Origin of the sequence: Protofrankia sp. Cr2 (assembly GCF_963555885.1) — a bacterium.
In the GTDB taxonomy this organism is placed as follows: Bacteria; Actinomycetota; Actinomycetes; order Frankiales; family Frankiaceae; genus Protofrankia.
In genome coordinates this window covers 1-14,270 of sequence record NZ_CAUVXG010000020.1, presented here as the reverse complement: position 1 = coordinate 14,270, position 14,270 = coordinate 1, and the positions used below count along the sequence as shown (strand labels likewise).

Sequence of the window (14,270 nt, the reverse complement as noted above, 5' to 3'; positions counted from 1 at the left end):
GGGTTCAAACGGTCGACACGATCACGGCTGCGACCAGTGCTGGTGGTGGTACCATAACCTTATGGTTTTGAAGAAGACGACCGTCATGGTCGACGAGGAGTACCTGCAGATCGTCAAGGAGGCAGCGGCGCGCGAAGGCCGACCCGAAGCCGAGTACTTTCGTGAGGCGTTCCGGATCGCCGCGCTGCACGCCCGCCGATGGTCCGGCGACTGGGACATCCCGGCGCTCGACTTCGGCGGCCCGGTCACCGAAGACGACGTCCGCGAAGCGGTCGACCAAGCGGTCAATCAGAAGAACGGCAGGACCGGCAACACCACATGATCGTCGTTGGTGACACCTCTGGCCTGGTGGCCGCCTTCAACGTCGGCAATCCGGAACACATGGCAGCCCGCTCGGCGCTGCGTGAGGCATCCGTGACTGTGGTCTCTCCACTGGTGTTCGCCGAAGTCGAGCACATCATCACCCGCAACATCGACCGCAGGACCGCCTACGCGGTCAATGACTGGCTGCTACAACAGGAGCGGACCATGCGCATGCTGGTCCCCGAGGTGGCAGCCGATACCCTCCGCAAGGCTCGCACGGTCCAGACCCTGTACGCCGATCTGCGCATAGACCTGGCGGACGCGGTGAACGTGGTGCTTGCGGAGCAGTACGAGACCGACAGCGTTCTCACACTCGACCGACGCGACTTCCGCGCGATGCGCCCGCTCACCAGTCACAAGGCGTTCCGTCTCCTGCCGGACGACCTGTGACCCGTTGGGGCCTACGCTTGATCCGTTCCGTCGTGACGTCGGCCCTGACCAGGCTGCTGCCTCACTCGATCGACGTCGTCGCGGACGGACCGTGACGGCCGCGAGCCAGCTCGATCACGGCGCGGGCCGCAGGACATCGGGAACCTTGAACGCCGTCCAGCCGCGGTCGCAGGTGAGCACGGCACCGGTGAGGCTGCGGGAGGCGTCGCCGGCGAGGAAGACGACGAGGTCGGCGATCTCCTCGGCGGTCTGGAGCCCGGTGGCGTGGCCGGCGGCGAAGGCCGTCCGGACCTTGTCGTTGCGCAGCAGCGGTGCGTTGATCGGCGTGTCGACGTAACCGGGGCTGATCGCGTTGACCCGGATGTTGCGCGCGCCGCAGCCGACCGCCATGGATCGGGTCAGCGTGGCAACCCCGCCCTTGGACGCGGCATAGCCGTCGAGGAGTCCGTTCGGTAGGTGTGCCATGGACGACGCGGTGTTGATGATCGAACCGCCTCCGGATGCCTGCATGGCGCCGATCGCGTAGTGACAGCAGTAGAACGTGCCGGACAGGTTGACGCGGATGACCCGCTCCCACACCTCGGGCTCGATGTCGGCGACGAACCCGTCCCCTCGGGCCAGCGCGATCCCGGCGCTGTTGTAGAGGATGTGCAGCGCCCCGTAGGAGTCGACGGCCCGGCGCACGAGCGCCGCGCATTCCTCCGGCGCGCCGACGTCGGCCCGGATCGAGCAACTCTGGCCGCCGGCCGCGACGATCAGATCCGTGGTGTGCGCGGCGGTCGCCGCGTCGATGTCGCCGGCCACGACCCGCGCGCCCGCAGCGGCGAGGGCAACGGCCGCGGCCCGGCCGAGCCCGGAGCCGGCCCCGGTGACGATCGCGACCCGTCCGTCGAGATCCATGACTTGGTCCCACCCTCCCACTCAGATGCTCATTCCGCCGTCGACCGGCAGCAGCGCGCCGGTGATGAAGCCGGACAGGTCGTCGAGCAGGAAACGCACGGCATGGGCGACCTCCTCGGGCCGGCCCACGCGCCGCGCCGGGATGAGCCGCAGCAGTTTGTCGTTCACCTCGCCCGAGGTGGCCACATGCAGGTCCGTGTGCGTCGGGCCGGGCAGCACGCAGTTGGCGGTCACGCCCTTGCGGCTGGTCTCCCGGGCGATCGACTTGGTGAACGCGATCACCCCGCCTTTCGCCGCGGCGTAGTTCGCCTGCCAGGTCGAGCCCATCGTCCCGGCGATGGAGCCGACGTTGACGATCCGGCCGAAGCCGCGCTCGAGCATTCCGGGCAGCATCTGCCGGGTGAGGTAGAAGACGCCGGACAGCGAGACCCGCACGACCGCGTCCCACTGCTCGACCGTCATCTCGTGTGCCGGGGCGTCGCTGCTGATGGCCGCGTTGTTCACCAGGTAGTCGACCGGGCCGTGCGCGGCGACGACCTCGCGGGCAAGCCGCACGCAGTCGGCCGGCGAGCCGATGTCGCCGCGATGCAGCGACACGGACATGCCCGCGTTGCTGACCTGGTCCAGAAACTCCTTCGCGCGGCCGTCGTCGTGGACGTAGACCGCGGCGACGTGGATGCCGTCGCGCGCAAGCCGCTCGGTGATCGCCGCGCCGATGCCGCGGGTACCGCCGGTGACGAGGGCCACCCTGCGAGCGCGCGACGGCCTGGCCTGGGCCGGCCCCGGGGGAACTGGCCCGAGGGGAACTGGCCCGAGGGGAACCGGCCCGGGGGGAGAGGACTCAGCCATGGCCGTCCGGGTAGCTCGCCGGCTCGGCCCCGTCGAGGAGCCCGCCGGCCCGCCGGGCGAGGTCCTTGGCGGCCTCGATGTCGTAGTGCTTGCGGGTCACGGTGCGTTGCGCGAACAGTCCGCCACCGGACTGCAGCCAGGAGACCAGTTCCCGGCCGCCGAGCGCGTCGGCGGTGACGTCGCGGATCAGATGGAACAGCCGCATCCGGTAGTAGCCGTCGACGCCGGGCATGGTCCGCAGGTACTTGTCGATATACGGCCGCAGCTGCGGGTTGTCGTAGTCGGCCATGGACGGGGCCGTGGCCACGGCACCCCCGGCGATGTCGTGCAGGTTGCGGACCATGACCGGGTAGTGCGCCGCGGCGTGATATTTGGCGGCGTTCGCGTACAGCTCGTTGGGTGCGATCATGCCGTCCTCGGTGTGGGTCGCGCCCGCGATGGACGCCTCCAGCCCGGCGCGCACCAGGGTGGCGTAGACGACCATCTCTGCGATCTTGTCTTTGATGTGCGGGATCCGGTCGACGCCGTTCGCCTCGGCGACGAGTTGGGCCATCCCGACCAGCAGGTCACCAAGGCGCGCCATGTCGGCCACCCCGTTGATCCGTTCCCACAGCCCGAGCGAGTGGGCGACCGCGGCGGACAGCTCGACCTCGCCGTCGAGGAACACCCGGTCGTAGGGCACGTGCACGTGATCGAAGATCACTATCGAGTCCGGGTCGGTGTGCCGGCCGGACACCGGGTGTGACCGCCCGTCGGGGCCGCGGGGGTGCGGGCTGGTGGCGATCTGGGTGACGCCCGGGGAGTTCACCGGCACCGCGCACGCCACCGCGTACTGCTCCTCGCCCGGCTTCATCCGCTTGGTGGGCATGACGACGAGCTCGTGCACCAGAGGCCCCATCGTGATGTGGAACTTCGCCCCGTTGATCACGATGCCGTCGGCGTCGCGGTCGACGACCCGTAGATAGAAGTCGGGGTCGTCCTGCTTACCGGGCGGCAGTGACCGGTCACCCTTGGCGTCGGTGATGACCTCGGCGAACCGTACGTCGCGGCGCCGGCAGTCGTCGAAATAGTGCAGGATCCGTTCCCGGTAGGCCGGGTTCGCCGTGGCCAGTCGCGGTGCCGCGGTCAGCAGCGCGAGGACCGCGGAGGTCAGGGCGACCGTCACGTCGCAGTCCTGGACAAGATCGAGTCTGGCCCGCAGGTCCTCGACCGTCCGGGGGATCTGGTAGATCGGGTTCGCGCCGTCCGGGTACCCCGACCGGATGCGGTCGTAGCCGGTGGCCACCCAGCGTGCGGCGTTGCCAAGCCCCGGGTCGGTGGTGACATCCGGCAGCAGGACACCGTCGAGCGCCACCCGACGCCCGTCGCGCAGCGAGTCGAGGTACTGCTCGCCGGTCATCATGGTTCCACGATCACCTTTCTCTGGTCGGTCGGTTCCGGTGCGCACCGCCGCCTTCACCGCAGACCTCATCGCTTCAGCAGCTCGCGCATCCGCGCAGCCACCGTCGCCGGGTCGAGGCCGTAGTGCCGGTAGAGATGGGTCGGGGGAGCGACGAGCGCGTAGTCGTCGGGCAACCCGTGGACGGCGAACGCAGGCGCGAGCCGGTGGCGGGCGAGGACGTCGCCGACAGCGGCCCCAAGGCCGCCGACGACGTTGTGTTCCTCGACGGTGAGCACGTGCCCCGTCTGCTCGGCGGCGGCGACGACCGCCTCCTCGTCGAACGGTTTGAGGTAGACGGCATCGAGGACACGGACGTCGATGCCGTCCGCGGCGAGCAGGCGTGCGGCGGCGAGCGAGATCTGCACGCCGAGACCGGTCGCGACAATGGTTGCGTCCGTGCCGTCGCGTACCGTGCTGAAGCGGCCGGGCGTCAGCGGCGGCACCGCGTCGTAGACCGGCTTCTCCCGGCCGCGGCCGAGCCGGATGTACACCGGCCCGTCCTGGTCGAGGGTCCCGCGCAGCACCGCGCGGGTCGCGTTCGCGTCGCAGGGCGCCACCACGGTCAGGTGGGCGATCGCGCGGGTGACGGCGATGTCCTCGACGGCGTGATGAGAGGTGCCGTAGAAGCCCATCGCGATGCCGGCGTGGTGAGCGAGCACCCGGACGGGCATCCGGGGGTAGGCGAGGTCGGTACGAAGGTGCTCGGCGCACAGCAGGCTGGCGAACGACGCGAACGTCGACACGTACGGCCGGAAACCGCAGGCGGCCATGCCCGCGGCGACCCCCATCATGTTCTGCTCGGCGATACCGAGATCGAAGTGGCGGTGCGGATGGCGGCGGGCGAAGTCGCCGGTGCGGTTGGATGTCATCAGGTCTGCGGTCAGCAGGACGATCTCCGGCCGGTCGTCGGCCAGGTCGGCGAGCTCCTCGCCCATCACGAACGCGTCGAGCTGACCGTCGCTGGTCGCGATGTTCCAGCTCGTCGGGTCGAGCGGCACGGTCATGGGGTAGCGTTCCTCTCGATCATCCGGGCGGCTCATGCCAGCCGCTCCCGGATCTCCTGCTCGGCGCGTTCCCGGTCGGCCGGCCCGAGGAAGCCCAGGTGCCACTCCTCGGCCGACTCCATGAACGACACGCCCATTCCCTTGACAGTGCGGGCGACCACGCAGGTCGGCTGATCGTCGGTAGGCGGTGGCAACGTCGCGAACGCAGTCACCAACGCCTCGACGTCGTGACCGTCCAGTTCCACCGTGCGCCAGCCGAACGCGTCGAACCGGCCGGCGATCGGCTCCACGTTCATGACCTGCGAGGTGGGGCCGTCCAGGCACGAGCCGTTGGCATCGACGACCGCGACGAGGTTGCCGAGCCGGAAGTGCGAGGCGGCCATCATCGCCTCGTACACCTGGCCCTCGTGCAGCTCACCGTCGCCCAGCACGACGTAGGTGCGGTAGCCGCGTCCGGACAACCGGGCGGCGAGCGCCATCCCGAGCCCCACCGACAGGTTGTGACCGATGGAACCGGAACTGAAGTCGACCCCCGGCACCTTCGTCATGTCCGGGTGGTCCCCGAGCGGGCTACCGAGCCGGGTATAGGAGTCGAGCCAGTCGGTCGGGAAGAAGCCGAGGTCGGCCAGACACGGGTAGAGGCCGACCGCGGCATGGCCCTTGCCGAGCAGCAATCTGTCCCGGTCCGGCCAGGCCGGGTCCGCCGGGGCCAGCTGGAGCACTCGGTAGTAGAGGACGGCGAACAGCTCGGCCGCGGAGAACGTGCTGCTGTAGTGACCGCTGCCGGCGATGCCGACGAGCCTGATCGTCTCCAGTCGGATCCACTCCGCGCGACGGCGCAGCTCGGTCGGGGTCACCTCGCGATCACGCTGGAGCACCCCGAGGGTGCCGGTGGTGGTCGTGCCGGTGGTGGTTGGAGGGGGTGCGCTCGGCTGCGCGGCGGCCGGCGTCGTCACCGCTGCTCCCGGGGCAGTCCCAGCACCCGTTCGGCAAGGGTGTTGCGTTGGATCTCGTCCGTGCCGCCGGCGATCCGCAGCAACGGTGCTCCGCACACCCACCGCGCCCAGGCGAACGTTCCCCACTCGCCGTTGTCGGCGGTGACCGCCGGTCCCAGCAGGTCCGCGGCCAGCTCGCCGATCCGCCGAGCCTGTTGCGAGTACAACAGTTTCATCACCGATCCTTCCGGTCCGGGCGGCCGGCCGGCCGCGAGGGCGGCCTCCTGGCGCAGCCCCAGGTAGCGCAGCAACCGCTCATGGATGTGGACGTCGGCGAGCCGTTGCCGTAGCAGCGGGTCGCCGATGCCGATGCCGATGCCGATGCTGTCGCGGCGCAGGTGGCGGGCCAGCGCCGTGACGCGATGGACGGGGTCCATCGCCGGCGAGGTCGCGCCGCCGCCGACGGCGGCCCGTTCGCTCATCAGCGTGGTGATCGTGGCCTGCCAGCCCTGGCCGACCGCCCCGACCCGGTTGTGGTCGGGGATCCGCACCTCGTCCAGGAAGATCTCGTTGAAGTGCGCCTCGCCGGTCATCATGCGCAGCGGTCGGACCGCGACGCCGGGACTGTCCATGTCGACGAGGAACATCGTCAGCCCGGCGTGCCTGGGGGCATCCGGATCCGTGCGGGCGAGGAGCTGCCCGACGCGGGCAAGGTGGGCATAGGAACTCCACACCTTCTGGCCGGTGACGACCCACTCGCCGCCGTCGCGCACCGCGCGGGTGTGCAGCCCGGCGAGGTCGGAGCCGGCGTCGGGTTCGGACAACAGCTGGCAGCAGACGAGGTCACCACGGAAGACACCGCGCAGGTACCGGGCCTTCACCTCTGCGCTCCCGTGTCCGATCACCGCGGGCGCCACGAGCGCGGTGCCGCTGGCGATGATGTTCTGGTTCGGCACCTCATACCCGGATTCCAGACCGCGGTAGACGTCGTCGAGGACCGGGTTGCGGCCACCGCCGCCGTACTCCACCGGGCCACCGAGCCAGCCGAACCCGGCGTCGAACACCGTCGCCCGCCACGCCTGCGCCGCGGTGAGATCGCGCCGCTCGGCGTCGGCGTCGGCGTGGACCTCCAGCACCGCGATGTCATCCGAGCCCTCGCCCCACCGCAGCTGGCCGAGGCGCTCGGGCCGGCGCTTCGCGTGCCGGTCCAGGAAGGCGGTGGCCAGGGTGGCGAACTGCCCGATCTCCTCGTCGCCTGGCGCCACTTCTGTCATCTCGCAGCCTCCTGGGCACCCCGGCCGCCGCCACTGCCTGGTCGGACGACTGACTCGTATCGTGAGCCTGGACGTGTGGGTCAAACAACCGTTAGATTGATCTGGCATGGACGGGTTCGTCAAGCGGCACATTCGTCGAGGAAGGTGATCCGCCCGATGGGACATGGCCCGGTCAGCGACGCCGACAGGCAGTCGAACGGCCCGGAGACGGGCGCTGCTGCCCGTCGGCTGTCCGCGCGACCGCCGAAGGCCGTGGTGGGCGAGTCCCGCTGGCACGAAATCCTTGATGTCGCCGCCCATGTGTTCTACGAGAAGGGCTACGAGGGGACCACGATCCAGGACATCGCGTCCCGGGTCGGCCTGCTCAAGGGCAGCCTTTACTACTACATCGACACCAAGGAGGACCTCCTCTACGCCATCGCCGAGCATGTCCACGCCGACGGCCTGCGCTACCTGACGGAGGATGAGACGCTCATGCGAGCGGATGCGGTGACGCGGCTGTCACGGTTCGTCGAGCGGTGGATGGCCCGACTCGCCACCAACATCCCGTACTCCGCCGTCGTCGAACGGGAGTTCCGTAGCCTGCGTCCCGAGCGCGTCCAAACGCTGATCGACCAGCGCGACGCCTACGACCAGTTCGTGCGCGACATCATCGGTCAGGGTGTCGACGAAGGCGTGTTCGACCCGGCCGTCGATCCCGCGGTCGCGGCCAACAGCATCATGCAGTTGATGAACTACACCCACCTGTGGTTTCGGCCCGAGGGTCGGCTGTCGTTCGCCGAAATCGGGGACTGGTACCGCACCTTTATCCTGCGCGGGCTCGCCCGGGCGCCGATCGGCTAGTGGGCCAACGGCGATGCGATCGTGGTTCTGTCGCATCGCCGGGGGCCGAAGTCCCCCGGGTCACTGATGGCAGGCCCGAGGTCAGCCGGTACCAGGGCGCGGCTGCGGTCTGACATACCCGAGCGACGGCCGCCGTCCGCGGCCGCGGGAAGCGGCAAAGGAGAAAACCATGACACCGGTCGTCGACTACCCCCTGTTCGATGCGGACTCGCACCTGTACGAACCGCGTGATGCGTTCACCGACTACATCGACCCCGCATTCCGTGCGGAGGCGTTGCGACCGGTCCGCGACGCCGCCGGTACCGAACTGATCGTGGCTGGTGATCGGATTGTGACGTTCACCGACGGCAACCTGTACGAGCAGGTACATGTGCCCGGGACGCTCGCCGAGAAGCTGCGCGCGATGAAGTCCGGGATCGCCGACGACGAGCGTTTCTACCAGCCACCCAGGCCGGAGTACCTGCAGCCGCAGGCCCGGCTGGCCGACCTCGATCGCCAGGGTGTCGAGGCAGCGATCGTCTTTCCCGGGCTGGCGCTCTTCGCTGAGTCGTTCTGCCGGCGCACCGATGTCCTGTACGCCAACCTCAATGCCTTCAACCGGTGGTTGTTCGAGACCTGGGGGTTCGCGAATGCGGGCCGGCTGTTCTGCCCGCCGGCGATCTCGTTCCGGGACCTGGACGAGGCGGTTCGCCAAACCGAGTGGGTCCTGGAACGCGGCGCCCGAGTCGTGATGTTGCGGACCGGACCGGCCTACGGCCGTTCGCCCGGCGACCGGTATTTCGATCCCGTCTGGGCCCGGCTCAACGAGGCGGGCGTGGGTGTCGCATATCACATCACCGACAGCGGCTACAACGAGCGTGAAGCTGTGCATTGGGGTCAGGACGCCAATCCGCGCCCGTATGACCAGTCCGCCTGGCAGTGGATGAACCTGTACGGCGACCGGGCGATCATGGATACTCTGTCCGCGCTCGTCTACGACAACCTGTTCGGTCGATTTCCGCAGCTCAAGGTCATATCCGTCGAGCATGGTGCGAGCTGGTTGCCGTACTTCATGGGGCGGATCGACAAGATGCGCGGCATGGGACGCAACGGCCCGTGGATAGGCGGTCCCCTACCCAGCCGGCCGACCGAGATCGTGCGTGCGCACATCCTGGTGGTCCCGTACCCGGAGGACGACATCGCCGAGATCGCCGGAGCGGTGGGATCGGATTGTCTGGTGATGGGTTCGGACTATCCGCACGGGGAGGGCATGGCCGATCCGTCGCAGATGCCGAAACTGGTGGACTTCCTGCCGGAGAAGGAGCAGCGGGCGGTCTGCCGGGACCGCGGCATGGCCTTTGTGGGCCGGGCCGCAGCCGGGTGAACGGCCCGTGGGGCTCCAGAACTCCTGTCTCCACTCGCCGACGCCGATCCATGAAGGCGCGCATGCCCTTGCGCGGTTCCGGCGACTGTTGCAGCGCCCAGATCATCAGTCATCCCGGCTGCCCCTCACGTCGTGAAAGCAGTGCCAAGAACGACTTCAGTGGGGCGCCGCCCGAAATGTTCGGGACGCCCGGGCCACTACAGCAGGGCGGCGGCAAGCCGACGCCACTGCTCGCGCGGAAAGGCGTTCTGGTCGGCCGCGAGCACCTGCACGGCGACGTGGTCGGCGCCGGCGGCACGGTGCTCGTCCACCCGGCGTCGGATCGCCTCCTCATCTCCCCACGCGATCAGCGCGTCGAACAGGCGGTCGCTCACCGATGCCAGATCGTCGGGTGAGAAGCCCAGCCGCAGGCAGTTGTTGGCGTAGTTCGGCAGAGCGAGATACCGTCGCAGCCAGTCCGTCCCGATCGCCCGCGCCTCCTCCGCCCCCGAACACAGGATCACCGACTGTTCCGGGAGTACAAGTGCACCGTCACCCAGCGCTTCGCGGGCACGTCGCGTGTGTTCCGGCGTGACGAGGTAGGGATGCACCCCACGGGCGCGCTTCGCCGCAACATCACCCATCTTCGGGCCGAGCGCGGCCAGCACGCGCCCCTCGGCGGGCACCGGCTGCTCGGCGGTGTCCAGGCCGTCGAGGAACGCCGACATTGCCGCCATCGGACGGCGGTAGCGACCGGGCTCGGAGGCGTCCACCAGCGGCGCGTGGCTCACCCCGACACCCAGCAGGAACCGGTCACCGTGGGCGGCGGACAGCGACGCGTACGACGCGGCGGTTTCCGCCGGCGTGTGCATCCACAGGTTCAGGACACCGGTCGCCACAACCATCCGCCGGGTCGCCGCCAGCAGATGACCGACGGCGTCGAACACCGCCCCCCCGATGTCGGGAATCCACACCGCGCTGAAGCCCAGCTCTTCAAGCTCGGCAGCCGCCTCGGCGATCTCGGCCGGGTCTCCGTAACGCAGGGGGATACTCCAGACCCCCACCCCAGACAGATCCATGACACCCCTCCGTCGCAGCTCGCTCACCCGCTTCATCGTATCGGCACTCTACGCCCAACACGGCACTCAGTTCCAGATCAGGTACCATGAAGCAGTTATGGCGCGAGGTATAGTACGACCGTGATGGCGGAGGCGTCTGGAGGGCTTGGACTTGGACCCGGGCTCGGGCTCGGGCTCCGCGAACGCACCCGGCGCGCCGTACGGGCCGAGCTGATGACCGTCGCGATGGAGCTGTTCGCCCGCAAGGGCTACGACGCGACGACGATCGAGGAGATCGCGGCCGCCGCCGGGATGTCCCGCAGCAGCTTCTTCCGCTACTTCGCCTCGAAGGAAGACGTCGTACTCGACCACCTCGACGCCCTTGGCGAGTCACTCGCCGAGGCATTGGCGCAGCGGCCTGCCGACGAGGACGCGTGGACGGCGCTGCGCCGCGCCTTCGACGTGCTCCTCGTCTGTCACGTGCGCGATCCACAGGGCGCCCTCGCTCTGCGCCAGATGCTCGACGGCAATCCCGCGTTGCGGGCCCGTAACCTGGAAAAGCAGTGCGGGTGGCACGACCGGCTCATTCCGCATATCGCCGCCCGTCTTGGCTCCGCCCCCGACCCCGCCTCGGCCGACACCGGGATCAACGCCCGCCCCGAAGCGGTCATCGGCGCCGCGCTGGCGTGCCTGGAGGCGGCGAAGCGGGCCTGGATGGCAGCCGACTGCCGGGCACCGCTGGACAAGGTCCTCGACGACGTCATGCGCACCGTCCGCCCCGGAGCCTTCTGACCCGCCCCGGGCTCCCCATTGCTCGGCGGGTTCGAACGGTCTGCCGATGCCTCCGTGGCCCGGCTCCTACGAGTGCTGCGTCCGGGTTTCTCAGCCGCGCTCGATCTCCGCGGTGACGTCGCGCCCCGGGTCGCCGTCGGGCCGGTATGAGTAGTCGCCAAGCCGCTGGCGGGCCACCAGGTCCTGGTAAACCTTCCGGTAACGCAGGCTGGCGACGTCGAAGGGCGAGTTCAGATCCGGTTCGTCTTCCGCTACCGCCCGCAGATACCGCTGGTTCTGCGGGCGGAGCGCCCAGTTGTCCTGCCGTGCGGTGAGGTGCCCGGCGAGTGGGGAAAGGTGTCGAGTCAACGGGGAGAGGCGCTGCAGGTTGAAGGTCACCGGGGTGCGGGTCCGGGTAGCCGACTCCGGGTTCGCCGGATGCAGCATCCGCACCGACATACCCGGCTCGTAGGAGCCATACAGCATGCAGACCCCGCTGCGGACATGCACGAGGGTCGCCATTCGGAAGTCCTGCCGCTCCGCCTTGAGCTGGCGGCGTCGCGCCTTGGCAATGGGCCGGCCGCCGGCGACGCGCGCCATCATCACGGTCTCGGATGTGGACGAGACCCTGATCTCGCTGCCGGCCACCCGTTGCTGCCAGGAATGCAGGAGGTCTGCGTGGCTCAGATCCAGGAGGTTGTCACAGACCAGCTCGTAGCTGCAGTCGAAGACAACGTTACCCAGAAAGTGGCGTGGCAGGCTCTTGTCGACCGGAAGATGCGGAAGGTGGGGAATCAGGTCGAGCGAGGCTGTCGCCGGGTTGCCGTACCAGACCCACGCGTACCCGTATCGTTCGCCCACAGGGTAGAAGCCGGTGCCGGCCGTGAACTCGCTCGCCCGGTACCGTCCCCGCTCGCGGTCTTTCGGGGAATCTTCGGACGCCTTCAGCACGCCGTTGTCGCGCCACAGATAGATGGGTTGACCGTGAATGGGCCGCAGGACCGATCGCCGGCCCACAAGCCTGGTATGCACAACCGGGAACCAGGCGTCGCGCAGCGCGAACGCACCGGGCCGGAAGTCGGCTGGTCCGGACGCCGTCCTGCTTTCCGGTAACACCGCGGTGTTCGTGTTCGTGTTCGTGTTCGTGCGCGGGTGCTCGGTGGTCATATGTGCGGGTGTCGTGGTGGTCATCGCACTTCCTTCGGGTCCTTGGCCGCCGACGCCGGGAGGCCAGGTGTGGTGACGAGCGCGGCGCGTAACTCCCGCAGCCTCTGGACGGCGGGATCGCACCCGTTCCCGGCGCCGTCGGCGGCCGTCTCGAGCCGGTGCGCCATCCGCCCCGTCAGCGGCCGGCCGGCAACCGTCAGGCAGCAGGATGCGGACGCGAGACGCGAGCCGAGACCGAGCGTCTCGACACGCCAGCGCACGGTGGTGCGGTATGCGCCGACCGGAGTCAGCCCTACCACGACCCGCGCCACCGTCCGACCGGCGGGCGTTTCAGCGAGAGTGGTCGTCATTCCCGTGGCGGCGGTCGTCGCCGTTGTGGAGACGGTGGTCCGTTTGCTCACCGGGTCGTAGGTGCCCAGCCGGGGCAGGCTCCACGTCAACCGGCACCGCCGGGCCGCCACTCCCGCGGCGTCGAGGACTACCTCAGGCCCGAGCATTTCGTCGCCGCCGCCGAGCAGCCAGCCCAGCCCGAGCGCCGCCCCCGGATTGACCAGTAGTGCCTCGGAGAGCTCGGTGTGCGCCGCGCGGGCCTCGACTACCCCGCGGACGACCTGCCGGCTCGGCTGTACCCGCTCCCAGCCGGCTACGGGCAGAACCGGCGTGAGTGGCTGCGGTGTGCCGGACCCGGTCCACACGAAGACGAACCCGCCTTCCTCCGAGACCGGATGGGCCGGCACCCCGATCCGTCCCGACGGCGTTTCCGGTCCGAGGTCCGGAATGACCGTGCACCGGCCGCTCGCCCCGTCAAACACCCAGCCGTGGTAGCCACAGCGCAGTCCCGCTGAGGTCACGGTGCCCATGGACAGCGGCATCCGTCGGTGCGGGCAGCGGTCGGTCAATGCGCGCACGACGCGGCCCTCATCGCGGTAGACGACGATCTGCCGGCCGCCCAGGCGGACGCCTCGAGGGGAGGCATACACCTCGGAACTGAACGCGACCGGCCACCATCCCGCGACCAGCCCGAACGGCTCGCGGTCTGCTACCCCGTCGGGGTCGGCGGGCCGGGTGCGCCCGGGTGACGGCCCGTCCGCCGCCTCGCTTGCCGGGGTCGGCCGCTCAGGCGTCCCTCCCCGTACCTGATCCGGGGCTGGCATGGCTGCGTGGGCCACCGATGCCAGCATGCCTGCGGTGGCGGGGTAGCCGTCTTCCGGGTGACCGATCACAGCGCCTCCTGGTCGTCGAGTCACCGGTGCGCTCGGAATGCGGCCGGGCGTCGCGCCGCCGCCTTCGTTTGCTTTGGCGAGCGGGGACCGTCGGAATCGGTTGGGACGACTATAGCGCCGCCCAATCTATATGGACACCCAATAGCGGTCTTCTTGGCTCCGCGCACCAAAATCCGGTGCTGCGGACTGGCTTCCCGGACCCATTCACCAGACAGGGCGAAGCGGCGGGATCGTGTCGCCTGCCAAGGTACGGATAATGGCGGCCAGCTCGGTGCTGGTCGTGCCCGAGCCGTGCAGCAGCTGGAAGACCAAGCCGTGCACAGGGCGCAGCTCGGCGTAGCCCGCAGCGTCGAGACGGCTCACGAACTCGGAGAGGACCAGCTGAAAGGCCATGCCGAACAGAAAGGTCAACTCGGTGCGCTCGAGTGGGTCTGCAGTCTCCATCGACCCATGTTGACACGCTTGTCTAAAGCAGGCTTACTTACGGTAAGTAAAGCGTTTTTACGCAGGAGGTATCATGTACGTGGTCAGCGAGAGCGAGCAGGTCAATCCTGGCCAGGCGGCGATTCTGCCTGCGGGCGTGGTCCGGCAGCTCAAGGCGGTCGATCGAACGGCCTGCCGCCCCGGCCCCGAACGTGACGTCGGAGATGTCGGTCACGGGGAGGGCCGTCACGGCGCTGTCCGACGGGGCGCCTCGGTCGTCGGCTCTT

Annotated in this window: 16 protein-coding genes; 6 read left to right on the top strand and 10 right to left on the bottom strand. The window is 69.2% G+C overall.

Going from position 1 to position 14,270, the window contains the following annotated elements; genetic code table 11:
* The first annotated feature begins 61 nt into the window (after positions 1 to 61).
* Positions 62 to 322, top strand: a complete 261-nt coding sequence (locus tag U9978_RS11535) for a CopG family transcriptional regulator (RefSeq protein WP_322761094.1) — start codon at positions 62 to 64, stop codon at positions 320 to 322.
* A complete protein-coding gene (locus tag U9978_RS11530) occupies positions 319 to 753 on the top strand; it encodes a PIN domain-containing protein (RefSeq protein WP_322761093.1) in 435 nt (144 codons plus the stop codon). The genes U9978_RS11535 and U9978_RS11530 overlap by 4 nt, the downstream gene beginning before the upstream one ends.
* 114 nt (positions 754 to 867) lie before the next feature.
* Here the strand turns inward: U9978_RS11530 and U9978_RS11525 are convergent, their stop codons facing one another.
* The 6 genes from U9978_RS11525 to U9978_RS11500 all read right to left on the bottom strand — a co-directional run bounded on the left by U9978_RS11525 (position 868) and on the right by U9978_RS11500 (position 7,156).
* Complete coding sequence (locus U9978_RS11525) at positions 868 to 1,653, bottom strand: SDR family NAD(P)-dependent oxidoreductase (protein WP_322761092.1); 786 nt, start codon at positions 1,651 to 1,653, stop codon at positions 868 to 870.
* A gap of 21 nt (positions 1,654 to 1,674) precedes the next feature.
* Positions 1,675 to 2,400 carry a 3-oxoacyl-ACP reductase FabG gene (gene fabG / locus U9978_RS11520; RefSeq protein WP_322761091.1) on the bottom strand — a complete coding sequence of 242 codons (726 nt, stop codon included), beginning with the start codon at positions 2,398 to 2,400 and terminating at the stop codon, positions 1,675 to 1,677.
* Positions 2,401 to 2,494: 94 nt separating this feature from the next.
* Positions 2,495 to 3,904, bottom strand: coding sequence for a 4-hydroxyphenylacetate 3-hydroxylase N-terminal domain-containing protein (locus tag U9978_RS11515; RefSeq protein WP_322761090.1), 1,410 nt, complete (start codon positions 3,902 to 3,904; stop codon positions 2,495 to 2,497).
* A 65-nt stretch (positions 3,905 to 3,969) separates the two neighbouring features.
* Complete coding sequence (locus U9978_RS11510) at positions 3,970 to 4,983, bottom strand: transketolase family protein (RefSeq protein ID WP_322761089.1); 1,014 nt, start codon at positions 4,981 to 4,983, stop codon at positions 3,970 to 3,972.
* Positions 4,980 to 5,903: a transketolase gene (locus U9978_RS11505; RefSeq protein WP_322761088.1), complete on the bottom strand. Its 924-nt coding sequence runs from the start codon at positions 5,901 to 5,903 to the stop codon at positions 4,980 to 4,982. Before U9978_RS11505 ends, U9978_RS11510 begins: the two co-directional genes overlap by 4 nt.
* Positions 5,900 to 7,156 carry an acyl-CoA dehydrogenase family protein gene (locus U9978_RS11500; RefSeq protein ID WP_322761087.1) on the bottom strand — a complete coding sequence of 419 codons (1,257 nt, stop codon included), beginning with the start codon at positions 7,154 to 7,156 and terminating at the stop codon, positions 5,900 to 5,902. Before U9978_RS11500 ends, U9978_RS11505 begins: the two co-directional genes overlap by 4 nt.
* A 156-nt stretch (positions 7,157 to 7,312) precedes the next feature.
* Between U9978_RS11500 and U9978_RS11495 the strand changes: the two genes are divergently transcribed.
* A complete protein-coding gene (locus U9978_RS11495; RefSeq protein ID WP_322761086.1) occupies positions 7,313 to 7,999 on the top strand; it encodes a TetR/AcrR family transcriptional regulator in 687 nt (228 codons plus the stop codon).
* Between the two features lie 169 nt (positions 8,000 to 8,168).
* Positions 8,169 to 9,362: an amidohydrolase family protein gene (locus U9978_RS11490; protein WP_322761085.1), complete on the top strand. Its 1,194-nt coding sequence runs from the start codon at positions 8,169 to 8,171 to the stop codon at positions 9,360 to 9,362.
* A 197-nt stretch (positions 9,363 to 9,559) separates the two neighbouring features.
* On the opposite strand, the gene U9978_RS11485 is transcribed toward U9978_RS11490, so the two are convergent.
* Positions 9,560 to 10,420, bottom strand: a complete 861-nt coding sequence (locus U9978_RS11485) for an LLM class F420-dependent oxidoreductase (RefSeq protein WP_322761084.1) — start codon at positions 10,418 to 10,420, stop codon at positions 9,560 to 9,562.
* 123 nt (positions 10,421 to 10,543) lie between these two features.
* Here U9978_RS11485 and U9978_RS11480 point away from each other — a divergent pair, with 123 nt between their 5' ends.
* A complete protein-coding gene (locus U9978_RS11480; protein ID WP_322761083.1) occupies positions 10,544 to 11,191 on the top strand; it encodes a TetR/AcrR family transcriptional regulator in 648 nt (215 codons plus the stop codon).
* A 90-nt stretch (positions 11,192 to 11,281) separates the two neighbouring features.
* On the opposite strand, the gene U9978_RS11475 is transcribed toward U9978_RS11480, so the two are convergent.
* The 3 genes from U9978_RS11475 to U9978_RS11465 all read right to left on the bottom strand — a co-directional run bounded on the left by U9978_RS11475 (position 11,282) and on the right by U9978_RS11465 (position 14,004).
* A complete protein-coding gene (locus U9978_RS11475; RefSeq protein ID WP_322761082.1) occupies positions 11,282 to 12,361 on the bottom strand; it encodes a hypothetical protein in 1,080 nt (359 codons plus the stop codon).
* Positions 12,358 to 13,560, bottom strand: coding sequence for a Rieske (2Fe-2S) protein (locus U9978_RS11470; protein WP_322761081.1), 1,203 nt, complete (start codon positions 13,558 to 13,560; stop codon positions 12,358 to 12,360). The genes U9978_RS11475 and U9978_RS11470 overlap by 4 nt, the downstream gene beginning before the upstream one ends.
* A gap of 204 nt (positions 13,561 to 13,764) precedes the next feature.
* Entirely contained in the window at positions 13,765 to 14,004 is a 240-nt protein-coding gene (locus tag U9978_RS11465; protein WP_322761080.1) for a hypothetical protein, read from the bottom strand.
* A gap of 73 nt (positions 14,005 to 14,077) precedes the next feature.
* Between U9978_RS11465 and U9978_RS11460 the strand changes: the two genes are divergently transcribed.
* Positions 14,078 to 14,270, top strand: a 193-nt coding sequence (locus U9978_RS11460) for a hypothetical protein (RefSeq protein WP_322761079.1), incomplete at its 3' end; no start/stop codon positions are given.

Coding starts and splice junctions, on each gene's coding strand:
- U9978_RS11535 (WP_322761094.1), top strand. CDS start 62: ATGGTTTTGAAGAAGACGACCGTCATGGTCGACGAGGAGTACCTGCAG.
- U9978_RS11525 (WP_322761092.1), bottom strand. CDS start 1,653: ATGGATCTCGACGGACGGGTCGCGATCGTCACCGGGGCCGGCTCCGGG.
- U9978_RS11495 (WP_322761086.1), top strand. CDS start 7,313: ATGGGACATGGCCCGGTCAGCGACGCCGACAGGCAGTCGAACGGCCCG.
- U9978_RS11475 (WP_322761082.1), bottom strand. CDS start 12,361: ATGACCACCACGACACCCGCACATATGACCACCGAGCACCCGCGCACG.
- U9978_RS11480 (WP_322761083.1), top strand. CDS start 10,544: ATGGCGGAGGCGTCTGGAGGGCTTGGACTTGGACCCGGGCTCGGGCTC.
- U9978_RS11500 (WP_322761087.1), bottom strand. CDS start 7,156: ATGACAGAAGTGGCGCCAGGCGACGAGGAGATCGGGCAGTTCGCCACC.
- U9978_RS11530 (WP_322761093.1), top strand. CDS start 319: ATGATCGTCGTTGGTGACACCTCTGGCCTGGTGGCCGCCTTCAACGTC.
- U9978_RS11515 (WP_322761090.1), bottom strand. CDS start 3,904: ATGATGACCGGCGAGCAGTACCTCGACTCGCTGCGCGACGGGCGTCGG.
- U9978_RS11510 (WP_322761089.1), bottom strand. CDS start 4,983: ATGAGCCGCCCGGATGATCGAGAGGAACGCTACCCCATGACCGTGCCG.
- U9978_RS11465 (WP_322761080.1), bottom strand. CDS start 14,004: ATGGAGACTGCAGACCCACTCGAGCGCACCGAGTTGACCTTTCTGTTC.
- U9978_RS11485 (WP_322761084.1), bottom strand. CDS start 10,420: ATGGATCTGTCTGGGGTGGGGGTCTGGAGTATCCCCCTGCGTTACGGA.
- U9978_RS11490 (WP_322761085.1), top strand. CDS start 8,169: ATGACACCGGTCGTCGACTACCCCCTGTTCGATGCGGACTCGCACCTG.